General features: G+C 55.4%; 14 protein-coding genes, 1 tRNA gene and 1 pseudogene. 8 read left to right on the top strand and 8 right to left on the bottom strand.

Annotated features, from left to right (window positions below):
• Positions 1-49: 49 nt before the first annotated feature.
• Positions 50-292, top strand: coding sequence for a hypothetical protein (locus AC3XQU_RS16340; protein ID WP_489875215.1), 243 nt, complete (start codon positions 50-52; stop codon positions 290-292).
• Here AC3XQU_RS16340 and AC3XQU_RS16335 read toward each other — a convergent pair.
• A pseudogene (locus AC3XQU_RS16335) lies at positions 289-868 on the bottom strand (recombinase family protein). The gene AC3XQU_RS16340 and the pseudogene AC3XQU_RS16335 sit on opposite strands and share 4 nt — an antisense overlap.
• A gap of 323 nt (positions 869-1,191) precedes the next feature.
• Here AC3XQU_RS16335 and AC3XQU_RS16330 point away from each other — a divergent pair.
• From AC3XQU_RS16330 to AC3XQU_RS16300, 7 genes are all read left to right on the top strand, one after another.
• Positions 1,192-2,031: a DUF1353 domain-containing protein gene (locus AC3XQU_RS16330; protein ID WP_489875214.1), complete on the top strand. Its 840-nt coding sequence runs from the start codon at positions 1,192-1,194 to the stop codon at positions 2,029-2,031.
• 125 nt (positions 2,032-2,156) lie between these two features.
• A complete protein-coding gene (locus AC3XQU_RS16325; RefSeq protein WP_489875213.1) occupies positions 2,157-3,674 on the top strand; it encodes a recombinase family protein in 1,518 nt (505 codons plus the stop codon).
• Entirely contained in the window at positions 3,668-5,167 is a 1,500-nt protein-coding gene (locus AC3XQU_RS16320) for a recombinase family protein (protein WP_489875212.1), read from the top strand. Before AC3XQU_RS16325 ends, AC3XQU_RS16320 begins: the two co-directional genes overlap by 7 nt.
• Before the next feature lie 132 nt (positions 5,168-5,299).
• Positions 5,300-6,043, top strand: coding sequence for a hypothetical protein (locus AC3XQU_RS16315; protein ID WP_489875211.1), 744 nt, complete (start codon positions 5,300-5,302; stop codon positions 6,041-6,043).
• 71 nt (positions 6,044-6,114) lie between these two features.
• Positions 6,115-6,420 carry a hypothetical protein gene (locus tag AC3XQU_RS16310; RefSeq protein ID WP_489875210.1) on the top strand — a complete coding sequence of 102 codons (306 nt, stop codon included), beginning with the start codon at positions 6,115-6,117 and terminating at the stop codon, positions 6,418-6,420.
• Positions 6,421-7,108: 688 nt separating this feature from the next.
• Positions 7,109-8,044: a hypothetical protein gene (locus tag AC3XQU_RS16305; protein WP_489875209.1), complete on the top strand. Its 936-nt coding sequence runs from the start codon at positions 7,109-7,111 to the stop codon at positions 8,042-8,044.
• A 416-nt stretch (positions 8,045-8,460) separates the two neighbouring features.
• Entirely contained in the window at positions 8,461-8,859 is a 399-nt protein-coding gene (locus AC3XQU_RS16300; RefSeq protein ID WP_489875208.1) for a hypothetical protein, read from the top strand.
• A 923-nt stretch (positions 8,860-9,782) separates the two neighbouring features.
• On the opposite strand, the gene AC3XQU_RS16295 is transcribed toward AC3XQU_RS16300, so the two are convergent.
• From AC3XQU_RS16295 to petA, 7 genes are all read right to left on the bottom strand, one after another.
• Positions 9,783-11,801 carry an RNA/DNA-binding domain-containing protein gene (locus tag AC3XQU_RS16295; RefSeq protein ID WP_489875207.1) on the bottom strand — a complete coding sequence of 673 codons (2,019 nt, stop codon included), beginning with the start codon at positions 11,799-11,801 and terminating at the stop codon, positions 9,783-9,785.
• A gap of 216 nt (positions 11,802-12,017) precedes the next feature.
• A tRNA-Thr gene (locus tag AC3XQU_RS16290) sits at positions 12,018-12,093 on the bottom strand.
• Positions 12,094-12,132: 39 nt separating this feature from the next.
• On the bottom strand, positions 12,133-12,618 hold the full coding sequence (locus tag AC3XQU_RS16285) for a ClpXP protease specificity-enhancing factor (RefSeq protein ID WP_489875206.1): 486 nt from the start codon (positions 12,616-12,618) through the stop codon (positions 12,133-12,135).
• Between the two features lie 136 nt (positions 12,619-12,754).
• A complete protein-coding gene (locus AC3XQU_RS16280) occupies positions 12,755-13,366 on the bottom strand; it encodes a glutathione S-transferase N-terminal domain-containing protein (RefSeq protein ID WP_171085447.1) in 612 nt (203 codons plus the stop codon).
• Between the two features lie 99 nt (positions 13,367-13,465).
• On the bottom strand, positions 13,466-14,230 hold the full coding sequence (locus AC3XQU_RS16275; protein WP_489875205.1) for a cytochrome c1: 765 nt from the start codon (positions 14,228-14,230) through the stop codon (positions 13,466-13,468).
• Positions 14,231-14,258: 28 nt separating this feature from the next.
• The gene (locus AC3XQU_RS16270) at positions 14,259-15,674 is read right to left on the bottom strand and encodes a cytochrome b (RefSeq protein WP_489875204.1); all 1,416 of its coding nucleotides are present in this window, start codon (positions 15,672-15,674) and stop codon (positions 14,259-14,261) included.
• Positions 15,675-16,289, bottom strand: coding sequence for a ubiquinol-cytochrome c reductase iron-sulfur subunit (gene petA / locus AC3XQU_RS16265; RefSeq protein WP_489875203.1), 615 nt, complete (start codon positions 16,287-16,289; stop codon positions 15,675-15,677).
• Positions 16,290-16,401 lie beyond the last annotated feature (112 nt).

Genomic DNA, 16,401 nt, shown 5'->3' with positions numbered 1-16,401 from the left:
AACTCGTATTATCATCGTTACCATCTATGGCCAACCTAACAAGGGACGTATGAAAGTCAAAGACCTGATTGCGAAACTAAGTAAACTAAATCCGGATCTGGACGTGATTTGTATCGAAGACGGACCAGTGCCCTTGCACAATGATTACCCAGGTCCCTTCGAGATTGTAGATGTTAGCTCCTACAAGATCGTGACTTCTCGTGATAGCTCCGGTCGCGTTTTAGTCAATTTTGACCATACGGCCCCCGGTGCCTGGGAGCGGGCCTTGATTGGCATCACTTCCGATATCTAAGTAGCAGCTGCTACAGGCTTCACGATGCCCAGGATGTTGGCTCGGGAGACCTCAAAGCGGCGGGCTAATTTGCTGACCGACACGCCGGCCGCATAGTCTGTGGCGATCTGGCAGCGCTGTTCCTCGGTTGTCTTGGATGGACGGCCCAGCGTCTTGCCCTCTGCCTTCGCGGGACAAGCCTGCTTGAGTACGTTCCACCAGCAAATCACGCTCCATTTCAGCGACAGCGGCCAGCATGGTCAGCATCATCTTGCCCGCAGTGCTGCTTAGGTCGAGCTTGCCGAGCTGGAGCACAATTACCTCGATCCGACGAGCAGTCAGCATTCTGGTAGTAGCATCGACGTCTTGCGCATCACGGCCAAGGCGGTCTAGCTTCGTCACCACCAGGCGTTCACCATCGCGGATTTGCTGCAGCATCTTGGCGAACTGTGGACGCTGCGTTGCCGATACCTTGCCCGACACGCCCTCATCTGCAAACCAATAGTCGACCGCGTAGCTGACGCCTTCAATCTCGCGCTTTTGGTTCTCAGTGGTTTGCTCTTTCGTGTTGACTCGACCGTAGGCGAAAGTTGCCATGATGCACTCCTGATGGGTACTACAGGGGATAGACTGTTAGAAAACGCCGTCAGAATATCGATACTGTTAGAAAGTGCAATGGCTATTTTTCTGACAGTGATTAGTGCTGATCTTGCTGATGTCAGAAAACGGACGATTTTGAATGGCAAATAGCTGATGAGTACTATTATTAAGCCATGGCCTTGTAGCGCTGAAGCAATATCTTATTTCGTAGTAACAACAAAATTTAGTGGATTTAGCAACATCATGTCATCTTGATTTTTAAAGATAGCTCTAATACGGTATCTTCAAGCTCCGAATGCCGTTTACCGTATGGAGGAATCGTGTACCAAACCACAAAACGTTTCGTTAAAACACCTTTCTCTAAAGTAGCAAGTGTAAGCTTGCTTTTTGCCATGTACCTCTTCGGGAATTATGTACATGCTCAACCCCAACCCTACTATGGGCATTACGTTGGGCAACTGTTACTAGCGCCTGAAGCATCTGGGCCGCGAATGCGCCTGATGTCACCTTATAAGTTCATAGATGCGTCCGGTGGGGTTTGGCTTGCCCCGGCTGGGGCACTTACAGACGGAGCATCTATTCCACAAGTAGCGAAAAGTTTTGTCGGCGGATCATGGGATGGCTTATATCGGAACGCTGCAGTCATCCATGATGTTGCATGTGTACTGAAAAACCGCCCTTGGGAAGCAGTTCATCTGATGTTCTACCATGCAATGCTTGCATCAGGTGTTCCCCAACGAACTGCGAAAATAATGTATGCCGCTGTATATCACTTTGGGCCAAGGTGGAACCCTGGTGGGCCTACATATAAACCACTTCCCAAAGCAGTGGCTAATCAAGTTACACAACCCATCAGTTCGATAAGGATGGACAGAGGGGCCGACATAATCATTCGAAACCCAATAGATATCATCGCCGGGGAAAGATCTCCTGCTTTTCGCCTTCCAGCACCTCCTCCAAGAGCAGATGGTTGTCCTGACGGAACTACGCTACAACCTTGGGTAGATGGAAACCCTACACCTAAACAATTGTGCATTCCAAATGAGACAGTAGTGCAACAAGTTATAGCTGCTGAACTCCGAAATATAGCGGCAGAAATTGACAAATCTGAAACCAAAGGGCAAGAACTTACTATTGAACAAATTCAAAGGATGCAATGATGGGTACCCACTAGTGCTAAGACAGTTGGTCTCGTTACTCACCTGTGCGGCATAGTTATAGACCTTCCTATAATCTCTTAAATGATGAGCTGGTTCTTGCGCTACCTCAATTTGGGAGACTAAAGATGGAGCTACGTGCCGTAATGTACGTCCGCATGTCTACTGAGAGCCAAGATTACTCGACAGATCATCAGCGGGCGCAGATTCGAAAGTACGCTGACGAGCGTGGCTTCACCCTCGTCCGGGAATATGTCGACGATGGAAAGAGCGGGCTTGATATAAAGCGGCGCGCTGGCCTGCTCTCCTTAATGCGAGACGTTCAATCTCCTCAACCTGACTTCACACACATCATTGTGTTCGACATTAGCCGTTGGGGCCGCTTTCAGGACATCGACGAAGCCGCTTACCACGAGCACAGTTGCCGGCGTGCTGGGATCGCGGTTGTCTACTGTGGCGAGAGGTTTGTTGACGATGGTGGGCCGTACGCCTCTCTACTCAAGAGCATGAAGCGAGTTATGGCAGCAGAGTACAGCCGCGACCTATCGGAAAAGGTTTTCATCGCCCAGTCGCGGTTTATCGAGATGGGCTTTAAGCAGGGAGGGCATGCTGGCTACGGCCTTCGGCGCCTAGCGCTCAAGGCCTGCGGTACCCCAAGGACGGTACTAGAGTATGGAGAGTCAAAGGTGGCGGTGACCGATCGGGTGATTCTGATATGGGGCCCAGCCAATGAAGTAGAGACTGTCCGCCGGATCTATGTTCTGTACACGAACGACAGGCTCAGCGAGGCCGGCATCGCCCGTCATCTCAATAGCGAGCAGATAGCGAGCGAATTTGGCCGCTTTTGGACCCAGGCCATGGTCAACTCTGTCCTGACCAACGTGAAGTACTGCGGCGTCCTCGCTTACAACCGACGCTCATGCAAGCTGTCCAAGCCACGCACGCGCAACGCGGAGGACAAATGGGTGGTGAACCCAGCTGCGGTCGCCCCGATTATTCAGCCTGACGTGTTCGAGTTGGCTCAGGCTGAGCGCGCTCGCAGGCTCCGGCGCTACACCGCTCCAGAGTTGAGAACCCTATTGCAGGCCTGTTACGAAAAGCACGGCAAGGTGAGCGCGAAAATTATTGCGGCAGATCCTGCGATGCCGGACCCTCAACTATTTGTTCGAACGTTTGGGTCGCTCGTCCGTGCATACGATTTGGCTGGCTTGCCTCGCTCTCTGACATATGCCTTCGTCGGCACAAAAACGAGACTGTCCGTATCGCGAGACCAACTGATGTCGCAAGCCAAAGCGCTCGCCCAAGGAGCAGGAGGAACCGTCGACCGCTCGCTAGCAGCAGATACTTTCGTGCTGAACGGAACACTGGTGGTTTGGGTAGCGGTTGCAGTGCCTCGAAATCCCCGGCGGGGTTCACGCAATTGGAGAATCGCCGGCAAGCCTGGTGTCGACTTCTTGATCACAGGGCGAATGGAGTCCTCGACCGGAGAGATCGCGGACTACTTCCTCATCTCCGAGGCTGACCTGGCAACCGGGCCTATCTACTTGAAAGCGTCGAACCTCGATCAGTATGCCTCGATGAGGTACAGCTCTCTTGCCGAGATGTTTGGGGACACAGCCGCGGCCGTGCCGGGTGCGCCGTGCTGAAGCCTAGCCTCAGACGCGCCGTCCTTTACGTCCGGGCATCTACCGAACACCAAACCTATTCGACCGATCATCAAGAAGCCGCTCTCCAAGAATATGCAGCCCTGCATGGTCTGGAGATCGTCAAAACATATTGCGACAAGGGACGTAGCGGCCTGACCCTGGATGGACGGAGTGGCTTAGTGCAGCTTCTTACGGACATCCATTCGGAGTTGCCCGGCTTCGACCTAATTCTGGTCTACGACGTCAGCCGTTGGGGGAGGTTTCAGGATGTTGACGAAAGTGCCTACTACGAGTTCGCTTGCCGCCGCGCCGGCATTTCGGTCGCGTATTGCGCTGAACCGTTCACCAACGACGGCTCGCCGTTGGCCACCGTTCTCAAAGGCCTTAAGCGCGCAATGGCTGCTGAGTATAGTCGGGAGCTGTCGGGTAAGGTGTTCCAGGCACAGGTCCGCCTGACTGAAGCAGGCTACAAGCAGGGCGGCACTGCAGGGTATGGTCTTCGTCGCATGGCGCTATCCTCGTCCAAAAAACCAAAGGGCATTCTGCATCACGGCGAGCGCAAGAATATGCCTAGCGATCGCGTCACTTATGTTCCGGGGCCAGCGGAGGAACGCGCGATTATCCAGCGCATTTACTCCATGTACCTAGAGGAGCACCTGTCTGACGTCGCCATAGTGGCAAGACTCAATGGCGAAGGGGTGCCGACCGGGCTGGGGCGGCCTTGGTCGTCGCATCTGGTCAAGCAGGTGCTTACCAACGAAAAGTACGTGGGCACAATGACCTTCAACCGCGGCACGCAACGCATGCGCAGTGTTCGGCGTGCGAACGACAAGACGAAATGGGTGCGCTGTGAAAACGCGTTCGAGGCTGTTGTGGCGCAGGAGCGTTTTGATCAGGCTGGAGCGGAGCGCAAACGCCGGCGCAAGCAGTGGACCGACGACGAAATGCTTAACGCGCTGCGGGAGATATTTGTCGAGTATGGCAAGGTCACACCGGACCTGATCAACGCTGGCGCTGGGCCATCGGTAAAGTCATACGCGTATCGGTTTAACGGCTTGGTCTCGGCGATAGGGTTAGCCGGGGTGAGCTGGCCTTCATTGTCGCGTACCACGATCACGCGTTATCGCTTGCGCTGCGTGACACGTGATATGACCAACGAGCTTGAGCGCTGTGCGCGAGAGGCTGGCGCACGAATCGAGCATGTCACTCCTCGCACATGGTGTCTGAACGGCGTTACAGTGCGGCTGCTCTGCACTCGCTGTCGCTACGAGCGAAGTCATCCGTGTTGGAAGGTCACTTTGGCGCACTCGCCTGCAGTCGATTTTGTAGTCTGGGGGCGCATGGACCAAGCCAACGAACACGTCGAGCGCGTCTACCTCATTCCAACTGCAGATTTTCCTACTCATCTCTACATCTGGCCCTCTACGCGCACAATTCCGAACTACGAAAGATTCGCTCATTCTTCCTTGGCAGCGATGTTCGGCCTTCCGTGATCGTTCTCGGAAAGCAAAGTCTTTCACACAGCAGAGTGACAATGCGGTGATCGTTCGAGAGAATTTGCGCCAATCATAGCGGTATCATGATCAAGCGAAACGGCACGCTTAGATGCTGTCATTGGGAATTTCATGAAGAAGATAATTGTAGCGGCTGCCTTTGCGGCGTTGACCGCGGGCTGTTCGTCGCCTAACGACATTGTGCTGGGCCCTGAGCCCTTGAAGCAACTCGCTGAACAGGGCGACAAGTTCAAACGCATGTCAGAAGACGATCGAATGCTCCTTGTAGGTTATCTGAGCCTTAGTGAGATGGGGAAAACCTTTGGTGGCGCCGGTGTCTCGGTAACCGGTAAAACTGTCGGCGAGGTCATGAAGGATGCTCGCGCCTGGCGAGAAAAAGTGAAACTAGCCGAGGCCGAGCAGAAGAAACGCGACGACGAGGCCGCAGCTCTACGCAAGAAGGTGGAGGCGGAAAACAAGGTGCTAGCCAATAAGATGGCCAACTTGGTGACGGTCGCCGTGATCGATAAGGTAGTTCGCCCGAAAGACATCTACTCAGGTCGTTATAACGAGCTACTCATGATTAAGTATGCCGTGGAGAATAAGTCTGAGAAGGCCATCCGTCAGATCAAGGGACAGGTCTTTTTCGTAGATCCGTCTGGCGACCCGATCGGTGACCTCCAGGTTGACATTGACAACGCGGTTAAACCAGGTCAGACCATCAAAACCGACACTGGAATTGGTTGGAGGACGAATGAGTTCAGCAATGGCGAGATTGAACGCATCGCTCGACGGGACTTCAGTGCCATGAGCGGAACATTTAAAGTGACATCCATTGCCTTCGTTGGTGGCGAAGTGCTGAAGCTGCCCGAGTGAGCCTCTCGTCGGAGCATGTGCCCCAAGAGCTACCCACCCAAAACAGCACGTGTAGATGCTGAGAAAGACGTATGAAGAAAATTGTTTGCCTGCTCATCGCGGCCCATCTCGCCGGCTGCGCCACGCCGGAAGATCGTCAAAGGTGGTCTGCGGTTGCAGCGGTCATCGCCATAGGCGCCATCGCCTACTCGGCGACTCGGAACGGTGGAGGCGGAGGATATACGCCGGCCGCAGTCGAGTATGAGTGGGACTGGGATCAGTTCTATCACCAAGGCTCACTCATCTGGACCTGCCGTGGCGTCCAAACTGGGCAGTTTGCCGAGCGATCACACTGTCAGTACAAGTATCAGACGGACTACCGCTGGCCAGGAAAATAATTGTATGTCGGCTGCAATCTATAGCGCCATATATTCTGCAGCCGACAAAACCGCAGAGCCCAACTATCCTAATCGCTTTAAGGTGGGATCGAGCTCATCTGCCACAACGTCGGCCCAAGCCAGCCATCCATCCAGGGATGGAGCGGCGACTGTAGCGGCCGCCCTAAGATGCGCTACGTATTCGCGGATGACCTCCGCATCGCGCCAGGCTTTGGCCTCGGCAAGTAACAAATTTTCCCGATCTAATTTTTCGGCGCCACCCGGCGGCGCATTTTTCTCACATACAAATTTAGTGCGGCCGACTGCCGCCTCTAGGGGCGGGGTAGGGGGAGGGCGGCCAGCCGCGACCTTCTGCCAATGCCCACGTGCGGGGAGCGGAATGGCAAGTGCAAGACAAGCTTTTCTTATGTCGTAATCCGATACATTGTACTTCTGCGCAACTGCTCTTAACGGGGTTGACCAAATTTCACGGTATAAACACTCGCGATCAAAACTTACTTCCACTTGGCATCTCCTTGACAGAATCGTGGCTTCTTAACCAACTATGAAGTAGCGTAACCTAAAGTTCTCCATATAGGATGCCTAGGAGCTACTCTAGTCAAATCGGGTTAAATTTTGCAGATCTATGATCTGAATCAACGCCGTTGAAGTGGTCACGTCCATCATCGAAGAATAAATACGCCCGCAGATGGAGAGCAACAGCCTAGATCGACTTGGCAATTATGATGATGGCGCATGGGCGCGCGACCTCAGTACCATTCCAATGGAACAAGGAGACAACGAAATGTCTACACGCATTCTAGTAGCTTGTCGCTCCGCAATTTTACTAACCCTTATTGCTGCAAATGCGCCTGCTAAAGCCCAGGGAATTGCAACATGGATCGGCGATAGAATCGGTGCGGGAAATGTTGGCCGAGCTATCGATAACGCAAACAGAGAAGCTAAGAAAGCCGTTCCGATATATGGTCAAGCCGAGGAGGCTGTAGCCGGGGTTGGTAGAAAACTAATCTCCGAAGTAACCGTCGAGTCAACTGCACCAATTCTCAAGAACTTGATTTTGGCGTCGAGGCAAGATGCGCTCAACGCAGGAGCTGGACCCCTTCCGCCGGAAGTTGTCTGGGAGTTTAGTGGCTTCTACCGACCAGAGGTGCTGAGCGCCTATTGGCGTGTAGGACAGGGGCATGAGCTTAGCCTTCAAGCAAATTCGTTTCGGTTTGGTGATCGTGCAGCCATCGCTTTAGATACGGTATTAGTCTTCCGATCTAGTGGCGACGCCAACAGCGTTTGGCTTTGGGCACATGAACTCGCACATATTGAACAGTATCGAAGCTGGGGTATCGATGACTTCGTAAAACGTTACATCAGAGACTATGATTCAGTTGAGGCTGAGGCGAATCGTCGTGCTGATGAGTTTATGAACTGGCGCGCTAGGAGGCAAACTGTAAATCTGGGGAATATGGCAGGCTCAAACCAGCAACCTTACGCGCCGCCGCCTCTGCAGCCCCCCATGCAGCAGGGTTCTGTATGCACGACACAAGTTAATATGTGCCCATGGATAGGCCCAATTGGCTGGAACTGCGCCTGTGCTTCACCGTGGGGATTGCAGCCTGGAGTTATTCGGTAGTGCTCATGAGGTAGGCATGCCGCCAGCACCCTACCATGTTCCTTATGAGCGGAAGACCGCTACAGACCGTAGGGCTTAAGAGATAGTTCGCCCCATCGCGATTTACTTGAAGAAGAAAGTTTGCTGGCGTAGTCTGAATACGTCCCGAGAAAAAGGGGACCGAGTTTGGAAGCTCGAATGACACAGGCGGACAACCGCCAACTGGCGGTATTTTTTTGTCTGGACCACTTGCAACTTCTATGAGCGGCGAGTGGTGAGGAGGCGCGAGTCTGCCGGTTTCCTATGTCACCGGTCTTCCAACCTTACCATTCGCTGCTCACCCCGTTTGGAAGCGGGATGCGCGGTTCGCTAACCGACATAGGAGGCTCACATGCCTGGCGCTACTCCAACTCAACATTCCCATCGAACATTGCTCCTTGGCCGCCCTGCGCGCCATGCAACCGCACAAGCAGGCAGAGATGCTCCTCGTGCTTGATGCAATGGCGAAAGCCTCCCCTGCAAGGAAGCCCACGTTGCTGAGCCTTGCTGCCACCAACGACAGTCCGGTCCAGAGCGCCCGCTCGCCAATCGCCTGCACGCTGATCCAGGGGAGGCCGGTCATGATGAGGCACCTCTCACTGGAGCAGAACGCGCGCGCCGCAGGCCGCGATTGCGTTGTCGAATGGGCTGGCCCAGGCTCCAAAATGCCAACTATTCAGGCGCTTCGCGAGTCCGCGCTGGCTGCCATCATTTTCCTTTTTGAGACTGGTCGCGGCTGCGACTTTTACGCGAATGACGCCACTCCCGAAGAGCTCGATCATTTGTTGGCCGAGTAGGGGCAAGGATTTGAGGAGGCCGCAAAGGTGGTTTTCGGGTCGTCCGCGGATCGCACCGCGGCAATCGAGAAGGTCACGGCGCGTGCTAATGCCATGTGTTCGCTGTTGGAGACCATGAATATCCTCTCGGAGACGGCCAGGCTGGGCAACCTTCGTACGTGCGTATATCTGGCAGACGAGATTGCTGAAGAAGTGTTGCTGCTGGTCGGGGGTGAGGCATGGACGGGGGCGCGCGGCGAGCTCGAGCTGGTCCGGATCGGTGCTCGCGCCACACGCGTGACGGGGGAGTGCCTTGACCGACTTATCGCAGCGGGAAGGTGGTGGTGAATGAGGAAATGTACCCTATCCCAGCTACGCATCTTCTCAATCATGATTTCGTGGGAAAACTATCTCTACCCTTCAGTTAGGTGACAGGTCAAAGCCCCCTCTGAACCCATCACCTAACCGCCCACAAGATTGGTTAGGTGATGGGTTGCACCTAACAGGTTCGTTGCTGTTAGGTTCACGGTTCCACCTAACCATATCGCTGCGTGCAAAGTGAGTTCTGGGAAGGTTTTGCAACCACGCCTAGTCGAATTTGGGACCATTAGCTCATCAGTTTCGATTTGGAGGTTGGAGCTATGAGCGACTGTAAGCGAGAAGTCTTGGGCTTGGCGGGGCCGAAGTTTGCATCACTAGAGCACGAAGTGCGAAGTCATGTAGACACTGCGTGTGCCGCCTTCCATCTCAGCCGTAAGCCGCAGACATTGCGACTATGGCGTCGAAGGAGCAGGGGCCACTCCGACCTGTTCGAATCAATAGACGGTTGAGCTGGCCGGTGGCTGAGATACGTCGTTTGCTGCAGCAATAGCCTTGTTTTCATCCTCCCGGTTGCACAGCCGGTTGCAATCAATTGCAACTTTAGTTTGCGTACCGGATGCAAACTAGTCTTTCGTTCGGTAGGACTGCATCTCATGGTTGGGCTTTGTTGGGAACGCGCGGAGCATTTGTTGACCCTTCACGAGCTTGTCCATATATTGCCGTCGCAGAGCCCCAGGGTTCCTGTTCAATAGCTCTGCCAACACATTGAGCCTGATATAGCGTCCACGGCAAACCGAGAGGATAGTCAGTTCCATCTCAGCCGGGCTTAAGCGTGGCCTGTTCCGTGGCAGTGCGGCTCGCTGTTCTAACTCCTCCCTTAGCTCGGCACTTATTGCTTGTAGGTCATCTACTACAGGAGCGTCTAGGCGCTGGGCAAGCAGGCATCCGTCATCATCTCTGTCTAGTGTTTCGTTATGTACGGAGCTAGTAGCGTTATGTGCGGAGCTAGTAGCACTATGTACGAAGCTAGAAGGCTTAGGTACGAACCTTACAGTCATACCTCCGGAGCTAAATTCGATGATCTCCGGACGGCCTAAAACACTTGGGCTTGTAGAGGGGAAGACGTCCTCTGGAGATAGAGGATGTTCGCCTTGCAGGTAGTAAACTTTGCCACGCGACTGTCCAGATGACTGGAGCAGGCCATCCTTCTCGAGACGCGCTAACTTTATACTTAGATCGTGCGGGTGGAGATCTAGGATTTCGATGAGGCGAGCGTGGTTGACTACTTGTTCAATCGATGCCGTAGCCATAATGAGGCGTTCACCATGATCAAGCGCGTCAAACGTCTTGCCAAAGCGCGCCTGTAGCTGTTGTACCACTGACTCTGGCAACAAATCCAACATGTGCAGCTCTAGCAATGTTTGATCTGGATCGTTTTTTTCTCTAAGTAGTGGTTGACGCCAATGTTGGCTACGCCAGCCGCTTAAGATCTTCGGCATTCCAGATCCAGCGCGCTCACCTAGTCCAATCATAAGAAACATTTGGTGCATTAGACGGTTGCGGCAATCGCTCTCTCCACCTTGCAAAACTTGCTCTAGTGGCAGACGTAAGCACCCAGGATTGCGGAAGCCAAACATATCCGGCCGTTTGACAATTAGGACGGATACGCGACCCGTATAGTCCGCATGTACCAAGGTATTAACCAGCGCTTCCCGTAACGCCTCGTGGATAGGGGTATCGTCCTGACGCTGTCCGTCTTTTAGCGCGAATGGAACCTTTAGATCAGTCACGAGCTTGCGATACACTCGTCGATAAAAGTCGAAGATATTTCCCGACCAAGTGCCGTCCGGCACTAAACGATCTATCCATCGTCGCTCAGTACGAGCTTCTGGACGTTCCTGATAGTCAACGAAGTAGTGAGGAACTGCTTCTTGGATCGAACTCCACTTGCCGAACATGAGTAGCCCGGCTAACGTCAAGCCTTCATCCCCGTTTTCTCGGTCCCGTCGCCAAGCGCCGATTTGCTGAAGAAAAGACGCATCTGCAAGCTCTAGCCAAGGGTGAGCTGGCGACTCATCCTTGAGCATTTGACGATATATACGTACGCTCTCTTGGTCGAGATCAGCTAGTCCGTAATGCGGTAGTACCCGTCGATCACGTACATCCTCGATTTGCTCTGCCAACATACGCTTAACAGTCTCATCATCGCACTGTCGGTCGCCATCATTGAGCCGGCGCCAAGTGTTGCCTAGGGGCTGGCCGTTAAGGAACACTGGCATTCGCTTGCGTGGTGCTTGAGGGATGCGAACAGCAAGAATCTTTTTGCCTTCCAAATCCAGCTCTGTTACGTCAGCATCAAGCAACAGGTTTGCGCTTACTTTGCTTGGATTGTTGAGGTTGTTAAACAGGTCGCGGCGTACACGTTCGACATCATCGATGCCAGCCACGGAAAACTTCCCCGCAACTTCGCGTACACCAAGCAAAACGATACCGCCTTGAGTATTAGCCATGGCTGAGTAAGTGCGCCAAAAATCTTTGGGCACCGCCCCTTTTCCATCCTCGCCCTGTGCCAATTTGCACTCCAAGGACACCGTCTCGGATAAGGTCGTTAAGTCAGCTATTGTGCTCAGATCGAATTTCATGAATGAGTTCTTTATGACCGGCATTGCCCCACTGTTGGCAGGGCAACAGTGGCTGAAAATTATAGAGCCTTCTTCCTTAAAGCCGACATGGCTCGATCATTGCGATTGTCTAACAGCAGAATCTACAACACGGCTGTAAAACCTACATCAACCCTACATAAGGTTCATATAGCAAAAAGCCCAGCCATGAAGGCTGGGCTAAGTGCTTGATTTTACTGGTGCCGGCTGCCGGTTTCGAACTGGCCACCTGATGATTACAAATCAACTGCTCTACCAAATGAGCTAAGCCGGCGTGATCTTTAGGACAAGAATTATACCTGATTTGATGCGCTTACTTGATCCGGGTCAGCGTTGGACGCCCACCCTTCTTGGGCGGCTCGTCGTTGTCATCCGGCGACGCTGCCGGTTCAACCGACGCCTCCGCCTGCTGCCTGTCCGGCACCGCCGACAAGGCCGGCGCCGACGCTTCCTCGACACTCTCCAGAGGCGTGGACTCGGACGCCGTGGCTCCCACCTCGAACGCCATCCCCTGGCCGTTCTCGTTGGCGTAAATCGCCAGCACGTTCTGCACCGGGATATACAGCTCGCGCGAGACGCCATTGAAGCGCGCGCGGAAATGGATCGCGTCGTTGTCCATCTTCAGGCCCGAGGTGGCGCCGTAGCTGATGTTCAGGATGATCTCGCCCTTGCGCACGTATTCCATCGGCACCGTCGTGGCGGCGTCGACCTTGACGGCGAGGTAGGGGGTGTAGCCGCTGTCCGTGCACCATTCGTAGATGGCGCGCAGGAGGTAGGGCTTGGTGGAGATATCTGACATTGGCTCTGGTGGTAACAAGACGGGTTGTCCACGCCAGTTTACTGGATTCGCCCTGGGGGCGTGGGAAACTGGCGTGTACCGGATCGGCGATGCAGGTGACGGACATCAAGCCCGCCACGCCGCATCAATGCACCGATTAACGGCGCATGACCTTTTCGGACGGGGTCAGCGCTTCGATGTAGGCAGGACGCGAGAAGATGCGCTCGGCGTATTTCATCAGCGGGGCCGCGGTCTTCGACAGTTCGATGCCGTAGTGGTCCAGGCGCCAGAGCAGCGGGGCGATCGCGACGTCGAGCATCGAGAACTCGTCGCCCAGCATGTACTTGTTCTTCAGGAACAGCGGAGCCAGGGTGGTCAGGCGGTCGCGGATTTCGGTGCGGGCCTTGTCGTGGCTCTTGTCGTTGGTCTTGTTGCGCTCGCTTTCCAGCACGTGCACGTGGACGAACAGTTCTTTTTCGAAGTTGAACAGCATCAGGCGGGCGCGGGCGCGCATCAGCGGGTCGGCCGGCATCAGCTGCGGATGCGGGAAGCGCTCGTCGATGTACTCGTTGATGATGTTCGATTCGTACAGGATCAGTTCGCGCTCGACCAGGATCGGCACCTGGCCGTACGGGTTCATGGTCGAGATGTCTTCCGGCTTGTTGAACAGGTCGACGTCACGCACCTCGAAGTCCATGCCCTTTTCGAACAGGACCAGGCGGCAGCGTTGGGAGAACGGGCACGTGGTGCCGGAGTAGAGAACCATCATGGTTTATAGTTCCTTAAGAAACAAAGGGGTGAAGCGCCGAGCGACTCACCCCGAAAAATGATTGCCCGTATTATAGCCAACCGGGCAATGAAAGCGAATTTACTTGACGTTTTTCCAGTACGATTCGTTCAGGCGCCAGGCCAGGAAAGCGAAAAGGGACAGGAATAACAACACAATAACGCCCAACTTCTTACGGGTGTCTTGCGCTGGCTCAGCCATCCAGCTCAGGTAGGCAACCAAGTCAGCCGTTGCAGTGTCAAATTCCTGCTGGCTCATCGTGCCTGGCGTGACCTGTTCGAAGCCCACGAACTTGTGGATCTTCTTGGTCGCATCGTGCGGGTCGGCCACGTCCTCGAACTTGGCGGTGCGGATGCCTTGCTGCTGCCACATCACGTGCGGCATGGCCACGTTCGGCACCACCATGTTGTTCCAGCCGGTCGGGCGATCCTTGTCGGCGTAGAAGGTGCGCAGGTAGGTGTACAGGTAGTCCGCGCCGCTGCCGGCTGCCGACGATTTCGCGCGGGCAATGACCGACAGATCAGGCGGCACGGCGCCGAACCATGCCTTGGCATCGTCCGGGCGCATGGCCGTCGTCATCATGCCGCCGACCTTGTCTTGCGAAAACAACAGGTTGGTCTTGATCTGCTCTTCCGTCAAACCAAGGTCGCGCAGGCGGTTGTAGCGCATGCTCGATGCCGAGTGGCAGTTCAGGCAGTAGTTGACGAACAGCTTGGCGCCGTTCTGCAGCGACGACATGTCGGCGCGCTCGGGCGCGGACTCGAGCGGGTAGCCGCCTTCGGCCGCAAAAACCAGTCCCGGCACCAGCGCCAGGACTGCGATCAGTTTCTTCGCAAAGAATTTCATGTGATGTCCTTGTGCTCTTGTTCTTCGATTAGTGCGGCGTGAAGGTCACGCGCGTCGGGACCGGCTTGAACCGGCCCATCGTGCTCCACCACGGCATCAACAGGAAGAACGCAAAGTACAGCAGGGTCGCCACTTGCGAGATGATCGTGAAGGTGGCCGTCGGCAGCTGGGTACCCAGGTAGCCCAGCACCACGAAGACCACTGCGAACACGATGTACACGGTCTTGTGCCAGTCTGGACGGTAGCGGATCGAGCGGGCCGGCGAGTGGTCGAGCCACGGCAGGAAGGCAATGATCACCACCGACGAGCCGAACAGCACCACGCCCCAGAACTTCGCATCGAGCACCTGCGGCAGCATGCCGATCACCAGCACCAGGCCGATGACGGCGACGATGATCTTGGTGCGGTAGGCCAGGCGCGACTTGAACCAGATGAACACGACGTAGAGGGCCACGGCTGCCATCAGCACGTACATGAAGTCGGCGGTGGTGGCGCGCAGCACCGAGTAGAACGGCGTGAAGTACCAGGTCGGGGCGATGTGCGACGGCGTCTTCATCGAATCGGCCGGCAGGAAGTTGTTGTACTCCAGGAAGTAACCACCCATCTCAGGCGCGAAGAACACGATTGCCGAGAAAATGACCAGGAACACAGACACGCCGAAGATGTCCTTCGCCGAGTAGTACGGGTGCGACATGATGCCGTCCACCGGGTGGCCGTCCGGACCCAGGTTGTCCTTGATCTCGATGCCGTCCGGGTTGTTCGAGCCGACTTCGTGCAGCGCGATCAGGTGGGCGGCGACCAGGCCCAGCAGCACCAGCGGCAGGGCGATGACGTGGAAGGCGAAGAAGCGGTTCAGGGTAGCGTCCGACACGACATAGTCGCCGCGGATCCACAGCGACAGGTCAGGGCCGATCAGCGGGATGGCGCCGAACAGGTTGACGATCACCTGCGCGCCCCAGTACGACATCTGGCCCCATGGCAGCAGGTAGCCGAAGAAGGCTTCGGCCATCAGGCACAGGAAGATGGCGAAACCGAAGATCCAGATCAGCTCGCGTGGCTTGCGATACGAGCCGTACATCAGGCCGCGGGCCATGTGCAGGTAGACCACGATGAAGAACATCGAGGCGCCGGTCGAGTGCATGTAGCGCACCAGCCAGCCCCACGGGACTTCGCGCATGATGTATTCGACCGAACCGAAGGCCAGGTTGGCGTCCGGCTTGTAGTGCATGGTCAGGAAGATGCCGGTGATGATCTGCAGCACCAGCAGCAGCATTGCCAGCGAGCCGAAGATGTACCAGAAATTGAAGTTTTTCGGAGCGTAGTACTTGCCCCACTGGTCATTCCAGAGCTTGGACAGCGGGAAGCGGTCGTCGACCCAGGCCAGGGCCTTCTGGCCCGCCGGCGCGTTGGCCGGGAGCTGCGTATCTTTGAACGGGGCGCCCATTTATGCCTCGCCTTTCTCGTCTTTGCCGATCACCAGGCGGTTATCGGACAGGTACATGTACGGTGGGACATCCATGTTGGTTGGCGCCGGCTTGTTCTTGAACACACGCGCCGACAGGTCGAAGGTCGAACCGTGGCAAGGGCAAAGGAAGCCCCCCGGCCAGTTGTCCGGCAGGTTCGGCTGGGCGCCGGATGCCAGGCGCGACGACGGCGAGCAGCCGAGGTGGGAGCAGATACCGACGGTGACCAGCACTTCCTTGTGCTCGGCGCGCGCGCGGTAGGGATTCTTGGCATATGCCGGTGTCGGCAGCTGATACTCTTTCTCGGAGTTCGGATCGGCCAGATCGCCCGAATCCTTCTCGAGGGCGGCCATCATTTCGGGCGTGCGACGCAGGATCCAGACCGGCTTGCCGCGCCATTCGACGACCTTCATTTCCCCCGGCTTGACGTCCGCGATGTCGACCTCGACCGGAGCACCGGCGGCTTTCGCTCGCTCGGACGGCTGGAAGGTACTGACGAGAACGCCCGCCGTGGATACTCCAACGACGCCACCTGCCGCGCATGTAGCGACGAGCAGCCCGCGTCGGCCTGAATCGACCTGTTTTTCGTTACTCATACCAACCCCACCTCGTGAAAATACGAACTTAAAGAATCTAGTAAAGAGCTTCCAGCAACACAAAATTATATGTGAAGGGCAATACCGATTGGAAAAAAATTATCAAGCGGAC

The organism is Telluria sp. AZSoR62, from assembly GCF_058111565.1.
This window is presented reverse-complemented; position numbering and strand designations above follow the sequence as displayed.

What these genes read in the sequence shown, in the direction of transcription:
- AC3XQU_RS16305 (WP_489875209.1), top strand. Translation starts at nt 7,109, where the DNA reads ATGGAGAGCAACAGCCTAGATCGACTTGGCAATTATGATGATGGCGCA.
- AC3XQU_RS16270 (WP_489875204.1), bottom strand. Translation starts at nt 15,674, where the DNA reads ATGGGCGCCCCGTTCAAAGATACGCAGCTCCCGGCCAACGCGCCGGCG.
- AC3XQU_RS16295 (WP_489875207.1), bottom strand. Translation starts at nt 11,801, where the DNA reads ATGAAATTCGATCTGAGCACAATAGCTGACTTAACGACCTTATCCGAG.
- petA (WP_489875203.1), bottom strand. Translation starts at nt 16,289, where the DNA reads ATGAGTAACGAAAAACAGGTCGATTCAGGCCGACGCGGGCTGCTCGTC.
- AC3XQU_RS16310 (WP_489875210.1), top strand. Translation starts at nt 6,115, where the DNA reads ATGAAGAAAATTGTTTGCCTGCTCATCGCGGCCCATCTCGCCGGCTGC.
- AC3XQU_RS16275 (WP_489875205.1), bottom strand. Translation starts at nt 14,230, where the DNA reads ATGAAATTCTTTGCGAAGAAACTGATCGCAGTCCTGGCGCTGGTGCCG.
- AC3XQU_RS16340 (WP_489875215.1), top strand. Translation starts at nt 50, where the DNA reads ATGAAAGTCAAAGACCTGATTGCGAAACTAAGTAAACTAAATCCGGAT.
- AC3XQU_RS16315 (WP_489875211.1), top strand. Translation starts at nt 5,300, where the DNA reads ATGAAGAAGATAATTGTAGCGGCTGCCTTTGCGGCGTTGACCGCGGGC.
- AC3XQU_RS16285 (WP_489875206.1), bottom strand. Translation starts at nt 12,618, where the DNA reads ATGTCAGATATCTCCACCAAGCCCTACCTCCTGCGCGCCATCTACGAA.
- AC3XQU_RS16280 (WP_171085447.1), bottom strand. Translation starts at nt 13,366, where the DNA reads ATGATGGTTCTCTACTCCGGCACCACGTGCCCGTTCTCCCAACGCTGC.
- AC3XQU_RS16325 (WP_489875213.1), top strand. Translation starts at nt 2,157, where the DNA reads ATGGAGCTACGTGCCGTAATGTACGTCCGCATGTCTACTGAGAGCCAA.